The organism is Salinisphaera aquimarina (genome assembly GCF_042643355.1).
GTDB lineage: Bacteria > Pseudomonadota > Gammaproteobacteria > Nevskiales > Salinisphaeraceae > Salinisphaera > Salinisphaera aquimarina.
In genome coordinates this window covers 315595-336720 of record NZ_JBHRSS010000008.1, presented here as the reverse complement: position 1 = coordinate 336720, position 21126 = coordinate 315595, and the positions used below count along the sequence as shown (strand labels likewise).

Here is a 21126-nt window from a genome sequence, read left to right as displayed (position 1 = left end):
CTGTCACTGTGGCGGCAGCAAACGGCTGCCGGTGACGGCCTGTACATCGTCGAAGCTGTTGCCGTCGTGCAGTTCCACCACTCGCAGGCCGTCGTCGGTGACTTCGATCACCGCCAGGTCGGTATAGATGCGCTTGACCACGCCGGTACCGGTCAGCGGATAGGTGCACTTGTCCAGGATCTTGGGCTCGCCATCCTTGGTGGTATGACGCATGAGCACGTAGACTGCCTTGGCGCCCACCGACAGATCCATGGCGCCGCCCACCGCCGGCGGATACTTCTCGTTGTTGGTCGCCCAGTTGGCCAGATCACCGGTGGCCGACACCTGAAAGCCGCCGAGTACGGCGATGTCCAGATGGCCGCCGCGCATCATCGCGAACGAGTCGGCGGTATCGAAATAGCAGCCGCCCTTGATCAGGGTCACGTACTGCTTGGCGGCGTTGATCAGGTCCGGGTCTTCGGTACCAGGCTCGGGTGTGGGGCCGACGCCGAGGATGCCATTCTCGCTGTGATAGATCACCTCGCGACCTTCCGGCACGTAGTTGGCGACCATCACCGGCATGCCGATGCCCAGATTCACATAGCTGCTGTCCGGGATGTCCTGGGCCAGGCGCTCGGCCATTTGCGGGGGGGTCAGACTGTTCACTTGAGGCTCCCTTCCTGGGCGACGACACGATCGACGAAAATGCCCGGGGTGGCGACGCTTTCCGGATCGAGATCGCCGAGTTCGACGATGTGTTCGACCTCGGCAACAGTGATATCGGCGGCCATCGCCATCACCGGATTGAAGTTGCGGCCGGCCGAGTTGTAGCCGAGGTTGCCCCAGCGATCGCCCTTGTGCGCCTTGACCAGCGCGAACTCGGCCTTGAGCGGATACTCCAGTACATAGCCGCGGCCGTCGATTTCGCGGGTTTCCTTACCGTCGGCCATCTTGGTGGCATAGCCGGTGGGCGTGAAGAAGCCGCCGAGGCCCGCGCCGGCGGCACGCATGCGTTCGGCGAAGGTGCCCTGCGGGATCAGCTCCAGTTCGATCGCATCTTCCTCGAACAGGCGCTCGAACCAGATCGAGCCCTGCGAACGCGGATAGCTGCACACGACCTTGGAGACGAGCCGGTCACGCAGCAGCGAGGCGATGCCTTCTTCGGCGACGCCGGCGTTGTTCGAGATGATCGTGAGATCGTCGGCGCCGTGCAGGCGCAGGGCCTCGATCAGCTCGAAGGGGATGCCGGAACTGCCGAAGCCGCCGATCATCACGGCATCGCCGTTCTTCACGCCGGCTACGGCTTCCTGCATGGAAGCAACACGTTTATCAATCATCGAGGTTCCTTAAATTCCGTTCTCGGTCAGGACTTGCTTGTCTTCCTCGGCCTGACGCTCCGCCTTCTGCTCGGCCAGGCGCTGCGACTGCTTGGAGCCGAGCCGGCCCTGCAGAAGAAAATCAGCCAGATAGATCAGCGCAATGATCGCAAAGCCGGCGATATCGCTGCGCCCTTCGGGATAGATCAGCGCCGCACCGGCGACCAGCACGATCAGGCGCATGACAACGTTGATCGCGCCCACCCGGTAGAGATAGCCCTCGAGCGCAGCCGCGACCATCCAGACCGCGACCACGGCCGTGATCGCCGACGGAATGATATCCGACCACGCGCCCTGCAGGATCAACGCCGGGTTGGTCACGAACAGGAACGGCAGCACGAACAGCACGCTGCCCAGACGCATCGCATACAGCCCGGTCTTGGTGGCATTCGACTGGGCCACGCCCGAGGCGGTGATCGCGGCCAGCGCCACCGGCGGGGTGATGTAGGACATCATGCCCCAGTAGAGGATGAACAGATGGCTGGCCAGCGGGTTCAGGCCGGCCTGCACCAGCGCCGGTGCCAGCAGGATCGACAGGAAGATATAGCAGGCACTCACGGTCATGCCCATGCCCAGCACGAAGCTGGTGATGGCGCCGGCGGCGAGCATCAGCGGAATGCTGCCGTCGGCATAGAGCAGCAGCTCACGCGAGAAGGCCCCGGCCACGCCGGTATAGGACAGCCCGCCGACCACCAGGCCGATACCGGCCAGGATCGAGACCAGATTGGCCACGCTGCTGGTGAGGTTGAGCAGCAGATACTGGATACGGCTCCAGTTCAGCCGGTGGCTGCGCTTGAACACCGAGATGACCAGCAGCACCGCGGTGGCGTAGTAGGGCGCATAGGCGTCCAGACGCATGACCAGCAGCATGTAGATGAGCATGGCAAGGCTGAACAGATAAGGCCAGCCGACCTTGAGCGTGTCCCACAGCTTGGGGATCTCGGACTCCGGCATGCCGATGAGGCCGCGCCGCGCGGCATAGGCATCGACCTGGAACAGCAGGGCCAGATAGAACAGCAGCGCCGGCAGGAAGGCTGCAATCATGACCTCCGAATACGGCACGCTCAGAAACGAGGCCATGATGAAGGCCACCGCGCCCATCACCGGCGGCATCAGTGTGGCACCGGTGGAGGCACAGGCCTCGATGGCGCCGGCGTAATGCGCCGGGTAGCCCGACTTCTTCATGGTCGGGATGGTGATCGGGCCGGTGGTCAGGATGTTGGAGATCACGCTGCCCGACAGGCTGCCGAGAATACCGCTGGACAGTACCGACACCTTGGCCGGGCCGCCGCGGCTGCGCCCCATCAGGGCCATGGCGAAATCCATGAAGAAATCGCCGCCGCCGGTCACCGTCAGGGCCGCGCCGAAGACCACGAAGCCGATCACCAGATTGGCGACCACCTGCATGGGAATACCGATGACCGATTCCACGCCGAGCACATGCGCGCGGATGGTCTCGCCGAAACCGTACTGGGTGCCCCAGAGAAAGCCCGGCATGTGATCGGCGTAGAGCGGAAATGTGCCGAACAGCAGCGCGACCAGCAGCAGCGGAAAGCCCGCGCAGCGGCGCGTGCCTTCGAGAATGAGGGCGAGCATGACGCCGGAGGCGATGGTGGCCTCGATCGGCGCGGAGAAATCCCAGCCTTCCTGGATGATCTGCAGGCCGTGCTGGCCCAGATAGATCGCCGGCACCAGGGCCGCGATCGACAGTACCCAATCGTAGAGCGGCACATGGCCCTTGGCGCCGCTCCAGGCCGGGTAATAGAGAAAGGTCGCGGCCAGGAAGATGCCGATCAGATAATAGAGAAACGAATTACCCAGCGGCTGGAAACCCAGCAGGTGCAGGGTAAAGGTCTGATTGATGGTCAGCAGCAGACCCAGGGCGCCGAGAAACAGGGTGATCCAGTAGGACGGGCCGCGCAGGCGGCTGGCGGAGTTCTCCGCCGCTAGCGAAAGCTCGGTCGCTGAAAGGGTATTCGAAGCCATGCGTGTGCTACTCCGGCAAATGACTGAAACGACTCGACCGGGCATGAGAGCCCGGTCGAGTCACGTTCATGCGACGACTAGAGCGAGTTGATGGCTTTCTGACGAGCCTTCTGCCAGATGTCGGCAAACTCGGCGTCGCTCTTGTCCTTGCCCTCGGCAACCGCGTCCTTCCAGGCCGCACGGAGCGCTTTCAGACGGGCCAGACGCTTGTCGTTCCAGGCCTGCATGTCGTCGGTCCAGCTGCCGCGTTCCTTCAGGTACTTGATCGCACCTGGGTGGAACGGCACGTCGATCGGCGGGGTGCCGGCACGGTCCAGATCCCAGCGCTTCATGACCGCGGTGCCATCCTTGTATGTCGGATAGGCCTGATCAAACGCCTTGAGGAAGTTGTAGACGAAATCCTCGTCCGCATCCGCCTTGACCACGAGTACCGGGTACCGATACGCAAGCATGTTGATGGGATGGTCTTCGCTCAGACCGGCACCTACCGTTTCCTTGTACGGCTGGAAGAAGGGCGCGACCTTCTGCAGGCGCTTCCAGCCTTCCTTGTCGTCGGGATCCACTTCCAGCCAGCGGATGCCGCGCGGCGATTCGGCCAGTTCATAGAGCTGGCTGGGGGTGGTGGTGGTGCAAGAAGCGTCGGCCTTGTTCTGGGCCAGCGAGCTCATGGCGCCGTTGTAGGTCGGGAACATGATCGCGTTGACGTCATCACGCGTGAGTCCGGCGAAGGCCAGGAAGGCGTCGCACTTGAGATTCACCGAGGGGTTGCCGGCCACATAGGCGAAGCGCTGACCCTTCAGGTCGTCGAGCGACTTGATATTGGCATCGCGCGCGGTGAACACGCCGAAAGACGACGGGCGCCCGCCCAGCGTGCGCAGGTCCTGCGGTCCCCAGCGACGCTCGGAGAAATCCGCCACGCCCTCGGATGCAAAGAACGTCTCGGTGGCGAGGAAGCCGACATCGGCGCGCCCCAGCAACACCGGCTGCAGACGGCCGATCGCCGAACCGGAGGGCTGGATACGAATGCGCGAGCCAAACTTGCGGCCGAAGGCGTCGGCGATGGCCGAGGCCTCCGCGTAGCCGGCCGAGCCGACATCGTAGGACGACCACGTCATCGAGTGGGGGAGTTCGGGTTTGCTATCGCTCGCGTCGGCAGCGAATGCGTTCGTTACTGGTGCCAGCGCGAAGGCGGCGATCAGCGCGCTCGCAGACAGCGGACGTAAGAAGTTGCGGATAATCATGGCGATGCTTCTCTCCTGCTTCTTTTTAAGTATATGGAATAAGCGATTTTCAGTTATTGCCTACGTTAGCCCAAACAAGCAGAAAATCGCATGCCTGAAACGGCTCGGTGGCAAGCGTAATCGGGTGTGCGCGGACCGTCAATATGTTTTTGATTGTGCGCTATCCAGTGCTTTGTTTCGCGCAAAAAAGTTTATTTATATGGGTCTTGTATTTAAAAAAGGAAAACGAATCGATAAAACCGGTCGGATTGCCAGAATAGAACACTAAGAGCGCGATTTTGAGTAAACATGACGCGCTCCGTATACCGTACACCGAGTCGTCAATCTAGGTGGAAATACCGAAAACCAAGGCTTTGTGGCAATCTGGTGCTGCGAAAAATGAATAAACCTCCATCGTCATGAAAGCCCGTGCGAACACTATTCAAACTGGAGCTTTCGACAGCGAAGAAGCGGCTGCGGCCGCTATTGAAGTGATTGCGCGACGCCCCGGCCACGATTGCGAAACATGATACTGCAATGCGAAACATGAGTGCGCATTCTATTCACACGCGAGTGCGGTCGGGCTAAAACCTGCGGTTTGCACGGCCCAATAGCGTTAAACGAGCCAGTCCACGAGTTGTGGCTTGGACGCAGGTGGCACCTCCGTCGCCGATATTGTGGCGGCAACGCAGCGCGGGTTCCGTCAATCGGCCGACGGAAAAGCGTATCCGCCCGACGGCCGCACGGGGCGGTCGGGCGCATCTACCTCGTTATTGTCAGCGCCCGGCGCCGGGTCCGCTCACTCGCCATATCGTGTTGCCGACATCGTCGGCAACCAGCAGATCGCCGCCGTTGTCGATCGCGACGCCCACCGGACGCCCCTGTGCCGTCTCGTCCTCGCTGAGGAAGTCGTCGAGCACGACCACCGGCTTGCCGTCGGGCTGGCCGTTCTCGAAGGGCACGTAGATGACCCGGTAACCGCTGTGCGGCTTGCGGTTCCAGGAGCCGTGCTGGCCCACGAACATGCCGTTGCCGAAGCGTTCGCCCAGCGTGTTGTTGTCGCTGTAGGTCAGGCCGAGCGATGCAGTATGCGGGCCCAGCGCGTAGTCGGGCTTGATCGCAGTGGCGACGAGTTCCGGCTTCTGCGGCTGGACCCGTTCGTCCACGTGCTGGCCGTAGTAGCTGTAGGGCCAGCCGTAGAAGCCGCCGTCCTGGACCGAGGTCATGTAGTCGGGCACCAGATCGCTGCCGATTTCGTCGCGTTCGTTGACCACGGTCCATAGCTGCTTGCCGGAGTCGGCGCCGGGCACGAAGGTCATGCCGTTCGGGTTGCGCAGGCCGCTGGCGTACAGGCGATGCTGGCCGCTCTCGCGATCGACCGCCCAGATGGCCGCGCGACCCTGCTCGGCGGCGAAGCCGTTCTCCGCCACGTTGCTGTTCGAACCCACCGTGGCATAGAGGGTCCTGCCGTCGGGGCTGGCGATGATGTTCTTGGTCCAGTGGTGGTTGATCGGACCGGCGGGCAGCGACACCAGTGAGCGCCCCGCGGCACTGATCGTGTCGGCGCCTTGTCTGTAGTCGTACTCGACGATGCCATCGGTGTTGGCGACATAGAACGTGCCGTCGACCAGGGCCATGCCGAAAGGCGAATTCAGGTTGTCGAGAAACACGTGGCGCTCATCGGCCACGCCGTCATCGTCGGTATCGCGCAGCAGCGTGATGCGGTTGGCGCTCTCCACCCCCGCGCCGGCCCGGGCCATGACTTTCTTCATCACCCAGCCGCGGATACCGGTGGCGTCCTCGGGACGGGTGGGGCCGTTGGTTTCGGCGACCAGCACATCGCCGTTGGGCAGCACATACAACCAGCGCGGGTGGTCGAGGCCGCGTGCGAACGCCGTGACGTTGAGCCCGTCGGCCGCGGTAGGGGCCTGACCGTCCTGCCAGGGTTCGGCCTTGGCGATATTGACGGTCGGGATCAACGAGCTTTCCGGGTCGGGCAACTGCGGCTCGGGGCCGATCCCATCCGCCACTTGCAGACGCGCTTCGCTGCCGCAGGCGCTTAGCAGGACAACGGGCAGGAGCAGGGAAAGACCGATCAGAGGGGATCGAAACATGGAGCGGCGTCACTCGAGAGAAGGCAGGGGATTGGGGTTTATTCTAGCCGAGTTCGTGCGGCCGGCGTGGCCCCTGTGGCGCGTTCGTGTTATCGGTCCTGCCAGCGTGGCGGGCGTTTGCCGCTGAAGGCATCGATGCCTTCGCGTGCGTCGACGGACGACAGATCCTCGCTGATCACGGCGCTGGCCTGTTGATAGGCCACGGACAGCGGCTGTTCGAGCTGGGCATGGAACAGGGCCTTGCCGCGGCGTATCGCGTACCCGCTCTTGCTGCATATCCGGGCGCTCAGATCGGCGATCTCGGCGTCCAGCGCGTCGGCAGCGACCACGCGGTTGAGCAGGCCCCAGTCGAGTGCGGTGGTGGCGTCGATGAAATCGCCGGTGACCAGCATCTCGAAGGCACGTTTGGTGGCGATATTGCGGCTGAGTGCGACCGCCGGCGTGGAGCAGAACAGGCCGGCGTTGATGCCCGATACCGCAAAGCGCGCCGTGGTGCTGGCGATCGCCAGATCACAGCTGGCCACCAGCTGACAGCCGGCGGCCGTGGCCAGGCCCTGCACCCGTGCGATGACCGGCACCGGCAACGCAACGATTTGCTGCATGACCGTGCTGCAGCGTTCGAACGTCGCGCGGTGCCGATCGCGGTCCTCGGTCGCCCGCAGTTCCTTGAGATCGTGGCCGGCACAGAAGGCCTTGCCACGGGCCGCGAGTACCACGCAGCGAACGCCCGGATCGGCGGCGATCCGGGTCAGTGCCGTCGACAGCGCGTCGAGCAGGGCATCGGAGAGCGCGTTGTACTGCGCGGGGCGGTCGAGCGTGAGCGTGTACACGCCGTGGGCGTCGCGGTTCTGCGAGAGTACGGCCGCATCGGCCTCGGCGGGATTGTCGTCAGCTGTAGTCAAGGTCCTATCTCCGGATCGTGCCATCGCCCGGCCGTCGCCGAGCGTTATTTCGGCTGCATGCGGATCGCGCCGTCGAGGCGGATGGTCGTGCCGTTGAGCATGGTGTTCTCGATGATGTCACGCGCCATGCGCGCATATTCATCCGGCCGGCCCAGACGCGGTGGGAACGGCACCATCTTGCCCAGCGATTCGCGCACGTCCTCGGGCAGCTCAGCCATCATCGGCGTATCGAATATGCCGGGGGCGATGGTCATCACGCGGATGCCGTGACGCGCCAGTTCGCGGGCGATCGGCAGGGTCATGCCGACGATGCCGCCCTTGGATGCCGAATACGAAGCCTGGCCGATCTGGCCGTCGAACGCGGCCACCGACGCGGTGTTGATGATCACGCCGCGCTCGCCTTCGTCGTCGGCATCGCCTGCCGCCATGGCTTCGCTGGCCAGCCGGATCATGTTGAAGCTGCCGATCAGGTTGATCTGGATGACCTTGGAAAAACGCTCGAGATCGTGCGGCCCGTCGCGGCCCAGGACCTTGCCGGGAATACCGATGCCGGCGCAGTTGAGCAGGCCGTGCACACCGCCGCCGTGCTGGCGAGCCGCGCTCACGGCAGCCTTGCCGTCCTCTTCGCGGGTGACGTCGCATTGCACGAACCGGGCCGCGTCGCCGAGTGCGTCCGCCGTCTCGCGCCCGGCTTTTTCGTTGACGTCGGCGAGCACGACGCGCGCGCCGGCCTCGACGAGCAAATGTGCGCTGGCCGCGCCCAGGCCGGAGCCGCCGCCGGTGATCAGAAAACAGCGATCCTTGATGTGCATGGTTTCTCCTCGATGCGTGATGTCTTTGTACTTGAGCGGGGATCAGATTAGCAGGCCGAATTCATCGCCGGGCGTCGCTGTCGCTCAGGTCGATTCGCCGCCCCAGCGATAACGGCTCAGATCGACGCGCCCGCCGATGAAGGTCACGCCCTCGTCTTCGAGTCGGCGCCGCTGGGTCATGGCCGAGGTGCCGTCGGCCGGCAGCGATATCCGTCCCTGGGCATTGATCACCCGATGCCAGGGCAGGTTCTTCGGGCAACGATGCATGGCATAGCCGACGAGCCGCGCGCGGCGGGGCAGGCCGGCGAGTTCGGCGATCTGGCCGTAGGTCGCCACGCGGCCCGCCGGAATACGCCGCACGATCCTGAAAATGGCCTTGTGACTGTTGCTTGAAGACATCGGCGTTACGCGAAGAACAGGGCAACAGCTTTACATCGTCATCGAGCGCTGGCAAAAAGGCAGGCTACCCACACATCATGGAATCCATCATGCCCGAAGCCTATATCGTCTCCGCGTTACGCACCGCCGGCGGTCGCCGCAACGGGCTGCTCTCGGGCTGGCATCCGGTGGATCTCGGCGCCGCGCTCGTGGACGGGCTGGTTGCGCAGACCGGCGCCGATCCGGCACGTATCGACGACGTCATCTTCGGTTGCGTCGGCCAGGTCGGCGAGCAGGCCGGCAACGTCGCACGCAATGTCGTACTCGCGTCGAGCCTGCCCGAGTCGGTACCCGGCACGAGCATCGACCGCCAGTGCGGTTCCTCGCAGCAGAGTCTTCATTTTGCGGCCCAGGCGGTGATGTCCGGCAGCATGGACATGGTCATCGCCGGCGGCGTCGAGAGCATGACGCGCGTGCCCATGGGCAGCCCGGTGACGCTGGCCAAGAAAGCCGATCTGGGCACCTACATGAGCCCGAACATCCGCGAGCGCTATCCGGACGTGGCCATGTTCAGCCAGTTCATGGGCGCGGAGATGATCGCCCGAAAATACAACCTGGAACGCGATGCGCTGGACGCCTTTGCCCTGGAAAGCCATCAGCGCGCCCAGAAAGCCACGGATGCGGGCGCTTTCGCCGACGAGATCCTGGCCGTGGACAGCCGCGATATCGACGGCAACAGCCACGGCGCCCACACCGCCGACGAAGGTATTCGCGGCGACGCCACGCTCGAGAGCATCGGCAGCGTCAAGCTGCTGGCCGAAGACGGACGGATTACCGCGGCGAACGCGAGCCAGATCTGCGATGGCGCCAGCGGCGTGATGGTCGTCAACGAAGCGGGTCTCAAGCGTCTCGGCGTCGAGCCGCTGGCGCGCATCCACCACATGAGCGTCATGGGCCACGATCCGGTCATCATGCTGGAGGCGCCGCTGCCGGCCACCGAACAGGCACTGAAAAAGACCGGTCTTTCGATCGACGATATCGATCTGTTCGAGGTCAACGAGGCGTTCGCGCCGGTGCCGCTGGCGTGGCTGGCCACCACCGGCGCCGACCCCGAGCGCATGAACGTCAACGGCGGCGCGATCGCCCTCGGTCATCCGCTGGGCGCCTCCGGCACCAAGCTGATGACCACGCTCGTGCACGCGCTGCGCCAGCGCGGTGGTCGTTACGGCCTGCAGACCATGTGCGAAGGCGGCGGTATGGCCAATGTGACGATCATCGAACGGCTGTAACGCGAGCGGCTGGCAGTCGACGGGCGGCGCCGATCGCGGGACTTGCCGTGGTGCTACGGATCGTGATTCGCTGGTGTGAAAGGTTTCAACCGCCGGAGCGCGCGTGATGTCAAAACCGGTCTGTGCCATTCCCGGCGCCGGCCCCGGCAACGGCCTGGCGCTGGCGCGTCGTTTTGCGGCCTCGGGCTATCGGGTGGCGTTGATCGCGCGCGATGCCGGGCGGCTCGAAGCGCTGGCCACGGACGTCGAGGGCGCGATGGCCTTTGCCTGTGACGTCGGCGATGCCGATAGCGTCGATCAGGCCTTCGCCGCTGTCACCGATGCCATGGGCCCGGTCGATACGCTGCTCTACAACGCCGGCGCGGCGGTATTCGGGCCGATCGACCAGATCGATGCCGCCGACTTCCACGGCGCCTGGCGCACCAACGCGCTGGGGCTGTTTCACTGCGCGAACGCGGTGCTGCCCGCCATGCGCGCCGCCGGCGATGGCCGGATCGTGGTCACCGGCGCCACGGCCAGCCGCAAGGGCGGGGCTAATTTCGCCGGTTTTGCCTCGGCCAAGGCTGCGCAGTACAGCCTGGCCCAGTCGATGGCTCGTCAGCTCGGCCCCGAAGGCATACATGTGGCGATCGCGATCATCGACGGCGTGATCGATACGCCACGGACACGCGAAATGATGGACAAGCCGGACGACTATTTTCTGGATGCCGATGCGATCGCGGAAACGGTCTACCAGATCACCCGGCAGCCGCGCTCGGCCTGGACGTTCGAATTCGATCTGCGACCCTTCGGAGAGCGCTGGTAGGCGTGCTGGGCACCGAACGTTGCCGTTACGGCCGGTTTTTCGATTTCCATTCCTGACTGAATAGGTACGCATGAAACAGGTCACGCTCCCCTGCGGCGAATCCGTGTCGGCCCTGGGCCAGGGCACCTGGTTTCTTGGCGACGATCCGGATACCCGAGCCGACGAGATCGCCGCGCTCCGCACAGGCCTCGATTGTGGCATGCGCCTGATCGATACCGCCGAGATGTACGGTGGCGGCCGCTCGGAAAGGCTCGTCGGCGAAGCCATTGCGGGGCGTCGTGACGAGGTGTTTCTGGTCAGCAAGGTATTGCCCAGCAACGCCGGTCGCGATCAGGCCGTGGCTGCCTGCGAAGCCAGCCTGAAACGTCTGGGCACCGACCGCCTGGACCTGTATCTGCTGCACTGGCAGGGTGCCGCGCCCTATGCCGACACGATTGCCGCGTTCGAGCAGCTCAAGGCCGACGGCAAGATTTGCCACTACGGCATCAGCAATCTCGATCTCGACGCCAGCCGCCAATTCGTCGGTACCGCCGGCGGGGCGGCCATCCAGACCAACCAGTTGCTCTACAACCTCAACCAGCGCGGCATCGAATGGGATCTGCTGCCCTGGCTGCAGGACAAGGGCATCACCACCATGGCGTATTCGCCGTTCGACGGCGGCAATCTGACCTCGCATGCGGGGCTGACCGAATTCGCGGCCGCGCGTGACATGACGGCGGCACAGGCCTCACTGGCGTGGCTGCTGGCTCATCCCGGCGTGATCCCGATCCCCAAGTCCGCCAGCGTGGACCGGGTGACCGAAAACGCGGCCGCCGCGCCGTTCGAACTGGATGCATCCGATCATGCGGCGCTCGACGCGCTGTTCTTGCCGCCGGCCGCCCCCTCGTCGCTCCAGATCTACTGAAGTCACAGAGAACGGATAGCAAAGCCATGACCAGACTCAACGGTGTTCTCGAGACCGTCCTTTATACCGCTGACATGAGTCGGGCCCGAACATTCTTCGAAGACGTCATGGGGCTGGCGCCGCATACGGCCGATCATCGGTTTACCGCCTATTCGCTGGCCTGGAACATGCTGCTGATCTTCGCCGAAGGCCAGACCAGTGAAACCGTCGAACTGCCCGGCGACATGGGTACGATTCCGCCGCACGACGGCAACGGGCGCCAGCATATCGCGCTGGCGATCGACGCCGATCAGCTGGAGGCCTGGGAAAGCCATCTCGCCGCGCATGGCATCGAGATCGAAGGCCGCACCCGTTGGCCAAAGGGTGCCGTCAGTCTCTATTTTCGCGATCCGGACGGGCATCTGCTGGAGGTGGTGACGCCGGGTATCTGGCCGAATTACTAGGAATAAACTTAGCCCGACCGGCTCTGTGCCGGATACCGCGCGACACCGTTATATCCGTTCCGCCTGCGGTATTTTCGGTCTTCGGCTACCGTTGTTGTTCAGCGTCCCTGCCACGCCGTAGTGGCCAGGGAGACGTGAGCCCGATGCGTCCGACGCCGGGCAATTTGATCGCCATTCCGGCCGGATCGATACCCCAGACCAGTCCGAACAGATTGACCTCGACGCCTTCGCGCCGTGCGACCAGCAGGCCGAGCGCGCCGCAGACCGACAATTGATAACCGCTCCCGCTGGGCGTAGCGGCCCAGGGCGCGCCGGCGAGATAGTCCTTGCCCACGGCCGTGGATGGCAACTGCACATGCAGTTCCGGCACGTGGCGCACCATCCAGGCCGTGAACGTGTTGCTGTTCGGGCCCGGCCAGACCCGATAGCGGTCGGCGAAGGGATAGGCCGTCAGGGCCTGCTCGATATGCGCGATGGCGCGCGCCGCGGTCGGGCCACGCAGGTCGGCCAGCAGCGCGGGCGTGCTGTCGAACCAGCGCCGATCGGGTATTCCGGCTTCCGATTTCAGTGAGGGCAGGCCCCAGCCCGTGACCTGATGCACGGTGTAGGCGGGGGCGCCCGCCGGCTTGGTCGCCAGCCATGTGTGCACGGCGAACAGTCCGCGCCAACTGAAAGCGCGGGCCGAATAGATCTGGACGACGGCCTCGGGCGTGACGCCGGGCGCCGGGGCCAGTCCGGCGCTGGAGCGATCCGCGCTGTACCACGGGCGGCCGAGGCGAACATCGTTGCTCGTCGCCATGAAAGCCGGCCCGGCGAGCAGGATGAGTACACACACCAGCAATCGGACAAGCCATTTCATGGTGCGCATCATAAGCGCTTCAGGGTCACCAGTTGGAGATTGGACGGGCCGAACCGTCGCCAGACAAGCCGGCATTGCGCAAGGACAGCCGATACACCCGGCGAAGTGCGATGGGCATCGACCGATAGCCGCATGAATGCGGTCTTCGATATCGGGCGAGCGACAAGGCCGGGATGTGCCAGGGATTGCGGATGAAAGTCGTGCGCAGGACAGGAAGTTTCACGAGTGCGTTACGAAGAAGCCGTGGGAAACGGCGCATTAAACGTAAAAATTTAGCGTTTAAGTTTATCTGTGATGTTTATTGGGCAAAAAATCCCAATGGTTGAATGGTCGGTTCGGTTGTGGTTGTCGTCGGGATGGCGGATTATCCAGCAGAACTGGGCCTCGGCGATAACGAGTACCATTTCTGTGCTCTAATGAGACGCGGACAAAGAAACCATTTGCTTGCGTATATATACGAATATCGTATCGATATCTTGAAGAATAAAGTCGCTGGCTGGAACTGAAAAATAAAAGGGGTCGTGTGATACAAAACGTCGAGCAGAAACCGTCCGATGAAAAGCCCGGGAACGGGTATTGGCCAAGCAGCATTCCACGATGGATCGGGTTCGGGTTGTTTTTCTATGCGACCGTGGCGGTGATTGCACAGGCCAAGAATTTCCTGGTTCCGGTCGTGTTGGCGTTCCTGCTGTCGATGGTTTTTGCGCCCGTTCGGCGGACGCTGGATCGTCGTGGGATTCCGTCCGGTGTGTCGTCGTTCGCTATCGTGCTGTTGCTGATTGCGGGCTTTCTGTCGGTCGCGACCGCTCTGGCGATGCCCGTGAGTACCTGGGTGGAGAACGCGCCGAAGATCGAACGGCAGGTTCAGAGCAAGATCAGAGACGCATCGGCCTGGCTCAACGGCCTGTACGAAGCCAATGAACGCATCCACGAGGTCACACAGCCGAAACCCGAATCGGGCGATGTCCAGCGGGTCCAGGTCGCGGACCAGAATGTTCTGACCAGCATGGCGCTGCTCGCCCCCGGCGTGATGACCCAGTTCCTGTTCACCTTTGTGTTGTTGCTCTTCCTGCTGGCGTCCGGCGACATGTTCTACGAGAAACTCGTCCACGTGATGCCCACCCTCAAGGACAAGCGGCGCGCGGTGCGCATCGTTTACGGGATAGAGCGCCAGTTATCGCGATATCTGATGACGATTACCGCCATCAACGCGGGCCTGGGCGTGAGTGTGGGCGTTGCCATGTGGTTGTTGGGCATGCCCAGCCCCGTGGTTTTCGGCGTGATTGCCTTCGTATTCAATTTCGTCCCGTATCTTGGTGCGATCGGTGGGATTTTCAGCGCGGGCGCCGTGGCTCTGATTGCGTTCGACTGGTTCGGTTGGGCGCTGATCGTGGCCGGTGTCTATTTCGGTCTCACGGCTATTGAAGGCCAGTTTGTCACCCCGTATTTCGTTGGCCGCAAAATACGCGTTAATACCGTCGTGGTGTTCCTCGCCGTGTCGTTCTGGGCCTGGCTATGGTCGGCCGTGGGCATGATTGTCGCTGTGCCGCTGTTGGTTACGTTCAAGACCTTCTGCGATCATATCGATGCGCTTCACGACCTCGGTGATTTTCTCTCCGAGCGACATGCCGAGACCGATGCGCCGGCGCTGGAAAATGGCGAGAAGGTACGACACGAGTGATAAGACGAGCACGCAGGGCCGTTTATTCAAGCGATGCAGCCTGCGGATTGGCGGGCGAACCTGTTCTAGCCGCGTCGCGAACTCGTCAAGCGCCGGCCGTGGCCCATTCTCGATAAACGGGTTACATCGTGCCCGGTAGCGTTTTGCTTGTATTCGGTTTGGAGTTTCGCTGATGCGCTAGTGAAAATCGCGTGATCGGGTCTGGAGCGCGCCGAGCAGGGCGCTGTCGTCCACCAGATGCCGGGCTACGCAATGGGTCACCGGGCCGCCGCGCTGCATGACGCCTATCACGCGCAGCAGGCGCGCGCTGAGGGCCGGAATACGGTATTTATCCAGCAGGCGGCGGTGGACAATGATATTCACGTAGCCGGTTTCATCCTCAAGCGTGATGAAGGTCGTGCCCTTGGCGCTGCCGGGACGCTGGCGCATGGTGACGATGCCGGCGACATGCACCGACTGACCGTCGGCGCGGTCGGAAAACGTGGCGGCATCGAGCACGCCGGTCTTTTTCAGTCGCTTGCGCAGCAGCGCCATGGGATGTCGGCGCAGGGTCAGGCCGGTGGCCGCGTAGTCGGCAACGATATCGGTGGCTTCCTTGGGCACTGGCAGATCGACGCGTGCCTCGGGCGCATCCAGGCTGGCGAACAGGTCGTCGTGCACGTGCGCGGCAGCGATCTGCCACTGGGCCCCATGACGATGGCCGGCGAGTCCCTGCAATGCGTCGGCACGGGCCAGCGCGTCGCGGGCGCGTCGACCGAGTGCGGCACGCGTCACCAGGTCCGCGACGCTGTTGAAGGCGTGGCGCCGACGCGCCGCAACCAGCCGTTCGGCGGCGTCGGGGGCGAGTCCCTTGATCAGACGCAGTCCGAGTCGCAGGGCCGGGCGCGTATCGGAGGTGGTTTCCAGCGTGCAGTCCCAGTTTGAATGCCGGACATCCGGCGCCCGCACATCGACGGCGTGCCGGCGCGCATCGGCCACGATCTGGGCCGGCGCATAGAAGCCCATCGGCTGGCTGTTGAGCAATGCGGCGGCAAATGCGGCCGGTTCGTGGCATTTGAGATACGACGACACATAGACCAGCAGGGCGAAACTCACCGCGTGGGATTCGGGAAAGCCGTAGCTGCCGAAGCCCTTGATCTGTTCGAAGATGCGATCGGCGAACTCCTCTTCGTAACCGTTGGCGGCCATGCCGGTCTTGAGCCGGTCGCGCCAGGGCTCGAGCCCGCCTTTCTTTTTCCAGGCGGCCATCGAGCGGCGCAGACCGTCGGCCTCGCTGGCGGAGAAGTTGGCCGCGACCATGGCGATCTTCATCACCTGTTCCTGGAAGATCGGCACGCCATAGGTGCGTTGCAGCACGCCGCGCAGTTTTTCGCTGGGGTAGTCGATCTCTTCGGGTTTCTTTTCGCGATTGAGCAGATAGGGATGCACCATGCCGCCCTGGATCGGCCCCGGACGCACGATCGCCACTTCCACGACCAGATCGAAGAACGCTCTGGGCTTCAGCCGCGGCAGCATCGACATCTGTGCGCGCGACTCGATCTGGAACACGCCCACCGTATCGGCGGCACATATCATGTCGTAGGTCGGCGAATCGTTGGCGGGAAGGTCGGCCATGGTCCAGTGCCGGCCACTATAATTCTCGATCAGATCGAAGCAGCGGCGGATACAGGACAGCATGCCCAGCGCCAATACGTCGATCTTCATCAGCCCCACGGCTTCGAGATCGTCCTTGTCCCACTGGATGATGGTGCGATTGTCCATGGCGGCGTTCTCGACCGGCACGAGTTCGGACAGGGGCACCTCGGAGAGCACGAAGCCGCCGACGTGCTGCGACAGATGGCGCGGAAAGCCGATCAGCGTATCCATGAGCACCAGAACCTGTTGCAACGTCTTTTCGTTGACGTCGATACCGCGTTCATCGAACTGGGCCTCGATGCTGCCGTCGTCGCCGCGTCGTGAAATGGAGGTGGCCAGCGTGTCGATCTGGTCCACGCTCAGGCCCAATGCCCGGCCGACGTCACGCATGGCGCTGCGCGGCCGGTAGTGGATCACGGTGGCGGCGAGCGCGGCGCGGGTCCGGCCATATTTGCGATAGACATACTGGATGACTTCCTCGCGGCGCTCGTGCTCGAAGTCGACGTCGATATCCGGCGGCTGGTCGCGTTCTTCTGAAATGAAGCGTTCGAACAGCAGTTCGTGCTGAGTGGGATCGACCTCGGTGATGCCGAGGCAGAAACACACCACCGAATTGGCCGCCGAGCCGCGCCCCTGACAGAGAATCCCCTGGCCGCGGGCAAAGTCGACGATGTCGTGCACGGTAAGAAAGTAGTGCGGATAGCGCTTGGATTCGATCAGCGTCATTTCCTTGTCGATCTGGTCCCGGACCGCGGCGTCGACACCTCCCGGCCAGCGTCTTGCACAGCCTTCGTCGACGAGCGCGCGCAGATGGCTGGCCGCGGTTTCGCCCGTGGGCACCAGTTCCGCCGGATAGTCGTACTGGATATCGCGCAGGGAAAAAGTGCAGTCGCTGGCGATACGCAGGGTCGCCGCGATGCTGTCCGCGGGATAGAGCGTTGCGAGGGTCCGGATCGAACGCAGATAGCGTTCGCCGTTGGCCGCCAGTGCTCGCCCGGCCTCGGCCACGGTCGTGCCCAGCCGCAGGGCAGTGAACACATCCTGCAGGGCGCGCCGGGAGCGGCTGTGCATGTGCACATCGCCCACAGCCACGATGGGCAGGCCGTACTGTGCGCGCAGCCGATCCAGACGTTCGCGGTGGGCCGGGTCGTGGGCCTGGCGGTGCAGGGCCAGCGCGATCCGGGCGCGATGAGGGTAGCGGGTGGCCAGCCAGGCCAGCAGGGCAAAGACCGAGGCTGTGGGCGGGCGATTGTAGTCGGCCAGCCACAGCAGCCAGCAGTCGTCGAGCGTGGCCGCTTCCAGTTCTGCACGCGTGATCCGATAGTAGCCCTTGGCCGCCTGCCGGCGGGCCGCGGTGATCAGCCGGCAGAGTGCGGTATAGCCGTAGCGATTGCGCACCAGCACGACCAGGGTGACGCCGTCGTCGAGGGTGAAACGGGCGCCCAGAATGAGTTGTATCCGATGTGTTTCGGCTGTTCGCAACGCGCGTACCGCGCCGGCCAGGCTGGCCTCGTCGGTGATCGCAATCGCCCGGTAGCCGCGCCGGGCGGCGGCCTCGACCAGTTCCTCCGGCGTCGAGGCGCCGCGCTGGAAGGAAAACGCTGAAACACAGCACAGTTCGGCATAGCCGTTGTCGGACCCATTGCCGATCGTGCTCATCCAAACAGGCCCTGCAAGTAGTAGGGGCCATCGCGCGCTTGACGATCCAGTTCGCGATAGACCCAGAGCAGCCGTCCCTGGGCATCGCGGGCCCGGAAATAGTCGCGGCGCACACCGTTGTGCCACCAGCCGGTCTCGATGCGCTCGGCGTCGGTGAGAAACTCCAGCACATCGCCGGTGACCGGTTGCGGGGTGTCGAACAGCCACAGCGGCCGCGGCGCTGCCACGTGCTCATGAGCCGTGGGCGGATGATCGTGGATCGCGCTGGCATATTCCGGACGATGATCGGATTTGTCATGCAGCCAGCCCACGGCATCGTGGCCGAGCCGGGCACGCAGACGATCGAGCACGGCCGGCCAGGCGTCGTCGTGCGTGCCAGTGTCGTTGCGCCAGAGATTGTCCTGGGCGGCCTCGACGCGGCGCAGGCGATCGCTGGCCAGGCCGATTTCGAGCACCGGGGCGACCAGCCGCAGGCGCGCCAGCCTTTCGTTGACGACCCGTTCCAGATGCGCTGCGTCATGCGCGGGCGCGGCCAGGCGCAGGGTCACGTGCGTGACCGGGGCTTCGTCGTGGACGAGGGACAGGCGCAGCGTCTGGATCGCGGCATCGGCACCGCGCAGAAACGCCGCCAGTTCGGCGATCACGCGTCGGAGTACGAAGACGAGCCCCTGTGTGGTCTCGACCGCGCCGATGAGTTCATGCCGGGTGCGATAGCGCTCGGGCAGGCGATATAGCGTCAGCCCATGCGGCCGTCGTCCGCGCAGGCGCTCCAGATAATCCAGCAGCTCCATGCCATAGCGTCGGGCCAGCGCCGCGGGCGGCAGCGCCAGCAGTTCGCCGGTGAAGCACAGGCCGCTGGCGGTCAGCGAAGCAGCGGTACGCGGGGCCAGCGCCAGTGCGTTCAGCGGCAGGGATTCCAGTTTGGATCCGCGGCGTTGACGGGACGCACGCGCGAACGCGAGCGCAGCCTGGGGCGAGGCGCCGACGCCGGCAGCAAAGCGATAGCCGAGCCGGGTCAGGTCATCGCGGATGGCGGCCAGCAGCGCGCGACGACCGCCGAACAGGCGCAGGCTGGCGCCGATTTCCAGCACGACGCGCGTGCATTCGATGCTGTCGTCGGCCCGGGCGACATGAACCTGGCTGCTGTAGCGCCAGGCCCAGCCGGCCAGACGTTCCAGAGCGGCCTGTTCGGCAGCGACGTGGCGTTCGTGGATACGTGCCCGCGGCAGCACGATCCGGGCATCGGCCAGCGCCATGCCCGGATGAATACCGTTTTCAAGCGCTGCGGTATCGGCGGCTATGACGACCCGGCGGCTGGCGCGATTCTCGACCACGAGCACGTTGTCGTCGGCCGACGTATCGATCGCGGCCGGGGGGCGGCTATCGAGCGCCCAGTGGGGGAAACGCAGGGCGAGCCACATCCTGGATTCAGTGTCCTGTCCCATGGCTGTCCTGCCGGACTGCGCGCGCGCGATCGATGCCGGTCGCCGGGCGCAGGGCGCGGCCCGGGCGGCGGCCGCGTCTTGGCATGTCATCGGGCACGGTGAGCAGGGCGCTGAGATCCATACCGCTGGCAGGGCGCGTGGTCACGGGGTCGCGGCGCGACGGGTGCGGGCCGGTCGGCGTGTCGTTGTCGGCGCGGCATTGTTTTATGGTCGATGCGCGCGACGCCTGCGGCGCGCTGTCGTGCATCAGCCAGGCCACGTCACGACCGGCGTTCATTCCGGTGATGCGGGCGCCGGCGGGGCCCCGGCATTTGATGATTTCCAGGGTCTGGCCGCTGCGCCTGGCGGTGATCGCCAGGCGCAGCGCGGCCGGCGAGCGCTCGCCGGCATCCCGGATCGGGCGATAGACGAAGACCGGGCAGTTGGCCTGTTCGGCCGCCAGCTGCAGGCGGCGCAGGGCACGGGCATCCAGCGTATCGCTCCAGACGATGAATCCGCAGAACGCCTTTGAGCGTGCCATCTGCTCGACACACCACAGGCGTTCGCTATCGTCGGCGCAGCGCAGCACCGGGGTACGGGCGCAGTCGATACCGGCGGCGGCGAGCGCGGGTGCGTTGAGATGTTGCGGTGGTGAGATGAACGCCAGCTGTTGCTGCGGCTGTGCTTCCAGGCGCGCGGCCAGGGCCGGTAACAGCAGGCTCAATTCGCCGACGCCCGCATGGCTGATCAGCAACTCGGTGACCGCCCCCAGCGGATAGCCGCCGCCGGGCAACAGCCGATCCAGCCGTGGCCAGCCGGTGCGAACCGCCGGCAGATCCGCCTTCTGGCTGGCGCGATGCACGCCAAAACGCCGCCAATAGGCTTCGAGGTCCGCGTGATCGCGCGGGATGACAGGAGCGGAGGTCTGTATGTTTTGCATAACTGTATTTATATACAGTTAATCGATTGCTGGCCAGCCCCGATTCATGGCGCTGGCCGGTAAACCCCGCCGGCATGGGAAGCGCGGTCGATCGGCCAGGGCGCAGGGGCCGGGCGTAAGGCCTGTGTCTTGCGCCCGACGGAGCCCGTTACTGCATGACACGCGACTCGAAATGCGCCAGTGATCGACCGCCGGCGTCCAGCAGCGTGAGCTGGTTGCGTTCGATATGTGCTTGAACGCTGCGCTTGAGCGCATCCAGAAACGCTTGTTCGGTGCTCATCTGATCGGCGCAGAACATGCGGGTGGTGACGATCTGTTCGAAGCGCAGTTGTTCGTCATCTTGGCGGTAGCGGCCGCTAAGGCTATTGCAGCCGGCAAATCCCTGTACGCGCTGGCCTTCGTTGACCAGTACGAGATGAGGTTCGCGCCGGTTGGGCTGAACCTGGACGCTGTGGCCGCCCACCGATACCAGTTTCCAGTAGGTGTTGGTCAACGCATCGTCCGGATGAGTGGATGCACCGGGGGCGCTTTGACAGGCCGACAGCGCGAGCGTGAGCGCCATCACGAGACAGAAACCGGGAATACGCAGGCCGGACATGGGATCTCGCACAATGAAATGAAGCGCCAAGCCTAATCGAGAAAAAACAGATGGCGCCAACGGGCGGGCGTCGCAAGTTGCGTCGCTGGCGTAGAATCCCGGTCCGTTTTCTTTTCGATGTG

General features: G+C 64.2%; 19 protein-coding genes. 6 read left to right on the top strand and 13 right to left on the bottom strand.

The features are described from left to right. Nucleotides 1-3 precede the first annotated feature (3 nt). From ACFOSU_RS17025 to ACFOSU_RS17010, 4 genes are all read right to left on the bottom strand, one after another. On the bottom strand, nt 4-621 hold the full coding sequence (locus ACFOSU_RS17025) for a 3-oxoacid CoA-transferase subunit B (RefSeq protein WP_380691375.1): 618 nt from the start codon (nt 619-621) through the stop codon (nt 4-6). A 20-nt stretch (nt 622-641) separates the two neighbouring features. Further along, complete coding sequence (locus ACFOSU_RS17020) at nt 642-1316, bottom strand: 3-oxoacid CoA-transferase subunit A (protein WP_380691115.1); 675 nt, start codon at nt 1314-1316, stop codon at nt 642-644. 9 nt (nt 1317-1325) lie between these two features. After that, nucleotides 1326-3341: a TRAP transporter permease gene (locus ACFOSU_RS17015; protein WP_380691114.1), complete on the bottom strand. Its 2016-nt coding sequence runs from the start codon at nt 3339-3341 to the stop codon at nt 1326-1328. 77 nt (nt 3342-3418) lie between these two features. Continuing rightward, nucleotides 3419-4582: a TAXI family TRAP transporter solute-binding subunit gene (locus ACFOSU_RS17010; RefSeq protein ID WP_380691113.1), complete on the bottom strand. Its 1164-nt coding sequence runs from the start codon at nt 4580-4582 to the stop codon at nt 3419-3421. On the opposite strand from ACFOSU_RS17010, the gene ACFOSU_RS17005 reads away from it, so the two are divergent. After that, complete coding sequence (locus ACFOSU_RS17005; protein WP_380691112.1) at nt 4581-4850, top strand: hypothetical protein; 270 nt, start codon at nt 4581-4583, stop codon at nt 4848-4850. The genes ACFOSU_RS17010 and ACFOSU_RS17005 overlap by 2 nt on opposite strands. A gap of 487 nt (nt 4851-5337) precedes the next feature. Here ACFOSU_RS17005 and ACFOSU_RS17000 read toward each other — a convergent pair whose 3' ends face one another. The 4 genes from ACFOSU_RS17000 to ACFOSU_RS16985 all read right to left on the bottom strand — a co-directional run bounded on the left by ACFOSU_RS17000 (nt 5338) and on the right by ACFOSU_RS16985 (nt 8788). Then, nucleotides 5338-6675 carry a PQQ-dependent sugar dehydrogenase gene (locus ACFOSU_RS17000; RefSeq protein WP_380691111.1) on the bottom strand — a complete coding sequence of 446 codons (1338 nt, stop codon included), beginning with the start codon at nt 6673-6675 and terminating at the stop codon, nt 5338-5340. A gap of 89 nt (nt 6676-6764) precedes the next feature. Further along, complete coding sequence (locus ACFOSU_RS16995) at nt 6765-7601, bottom strand: enoyl-CoA hydratase (protein WP_380691110.1); 837 nt, start codon at nt 7599-7601, stop codon at nt 6765-6767. 20 nt (nt 7602-7621) lie between these two features. Beyond that, nucleotides 7622-8389: a 3-hydroxyacyl-CoA dehydrogenase gene (locus ACFOSU_RS16990; protein WP_380691109.1), complete on the bottom strand. Its 768-nt coding sequence runs from the start codon at nt 8387-8389 to the stop codon at nt 7622-7624. A gap of 84 nt (nt 8390-8473) precedes the next feature. Continuing rightward, entirely contained in the window at nt 8474-8788 is a 315-nt protein-coding gene (locus tag ACFOSU_RS16985) for an MGMT family protein (protein WP_380691108.1), read from the bottom strand. An 89-nt stretch (nt 8789-8877) separates the two neighbouring features. Here ACFOSU_RS16985 and ACFOSU_RS16980 point away from each other — a divergent pair, with 89 nt between their 5' ends. The 4 genes from ACFOSU_RS16980 (at nt 8878) to ACFOSU_RS16965 (ending at nt 12208) form a co-directional block, all read left to right on the top strand. Further along, nucleotides 8878-10056 carry an acetyl-CoA C-acetyltransferase gene (locus tag ACFOSU_RS16980; protein WP_380691107.1) on the top strand — a complete coding sequence of 393 codons (1179 nt, stop codon included), beginning with the start codon at nt 8878-8880 and terminating at the stop codon, nt 10054-10056. A 106-nt stretch (nt 10057-10162) separates the two neighbouring features. Further along, nucleotides 10163-10861 carry an SDR family NAD(P)-dependent oxidoreductase gene (locus ACFOSU_RS16975; RefSeq protein WP_380691106.1) on the top strand — a complete coding sequence of 233 codons (699 nt, stop codon included), beginning with the start codon at nt 10163-10165 and terminating at the stop codon, nt 10859-10861. Between the two features lie 70 nt (nt 10862-10931). Continuing rightward, the gene (locus tag ACFOSU_RS16970) at nt 10932-11765 is read left to right on the top strand and encodes an aldo/keto reductase (protein ID WP_380691105.1); all 834 of its coding nucleotides are present in this window, start codon (nt 10932-10934) and stop codon (nt 11763-11765) included. A gap of 26 nt (nt 11766-11791) precedes the next feature. Then, nucleotides 11792-12208 (top strand): VOC family protein, encoded by a 417-nt coding sequence (locus tag ACFOSU_RS16965; protein ID WP_380691104.1) that lies wholly within the window; start codon nt 11792-11794, stop codon nt 12206-12208. Nucleotides 12209-12293: 85 nt separating this feature from the next. On the opposite strand, the gene ACFOSU_RS16960 is transcribed toward ACFOSU_RS16965, so the two are convergent. Then, nucleotides 12294-13067 (bottom strand): DUF3750 domain-containing protein, encoded by a 774-nt coding sequence (locus ACFOSU_RS16960; protein ID WP_380691103.1) that lies wholly within the window; start codon nt 13065-13067, stop codon nt 12294-12296. Nucleotides 13068-13680: 613 nt separating this feature from the next. Between ACFOSU_RS16960 and ACFOSU_RS16955 the strand changes: the two genes are divergently transcribed. After that, on the top strand, nt 13681-14748 hold the full coding sequence (locus ACFOSU_RS16955) for an AI-2E family transporter (RefSeq protein ID WP_380691102.1): 1068 nt from the start codon (nt 13681-13683) through the stop codon (nt 14746-14748). 177 nt (nt 14749-14925) lie between these two features. On the opposite strand, the gene ACFOSU_RS16950 is transcribed toward ACFOSU_RS16955, so the two are convergent. The 4 genes from ACFOSU_RS16950 to ACFOSU_RS16935 all read right to left on the bottom strand — a co-directional run bounded on the left by ACFOSU_RS16950 (nt 14926) and on the right by ACFOSU_RS16935 (nt 21004). After that, on the bottom strand, nt 14926-18042 hold the full coding sequence (locus ACFOSU_RS16950) for an error-prone DNA polymerase (RefSeq protein ID WP_380691101.1): 3117 nt from the start codon (nt 18040-18042) through the stop codon (nt 14926-14928). Next, nucleotides 18039-19487, bottom strand: coding sequence for a Y-family DNA polymerase (locus ACFOSU_RS16945; RefSeq protein WP_380691100.1), 1449 nt, complete (start codon nt 19485-19487; stop codon nt 18039-18041). Before ACFOSU_RS16945 ends, ACFOSU_RS16950 begins: the two co-directional genes overlap by 4 nt. Then, the gene (gene imuA, locus ACFOSU_RS16940) at nt 19471-20406 is read right to left on the bottom strand and encodes a translesion DNA synthesis-associated protein ImuA (RefSeq protein ID WP_380691099.1); all 936 of its coding nucleotides are present in this window, start codon (nt 20404-20406) and stop codon (nt 19471-19473) included. Before imuA ends, ACFOSU_RS16945 begins: the two co-directional genes overlap by 17 nt. A gap of 148 nt (nt 20407-20554) precedes the next feature. Then, nucleotides 20555-21004, bottom strand: coding sequence for an META domain-containing protein (locus ACFOSU_RS16935; protein ID WP_380691098.1), 450 nt, complete (start codon nt 21002-21004; stop codon nt 20555-20557). Nucleotides 21005-21126: the final 122 nt, after the last annotated feature.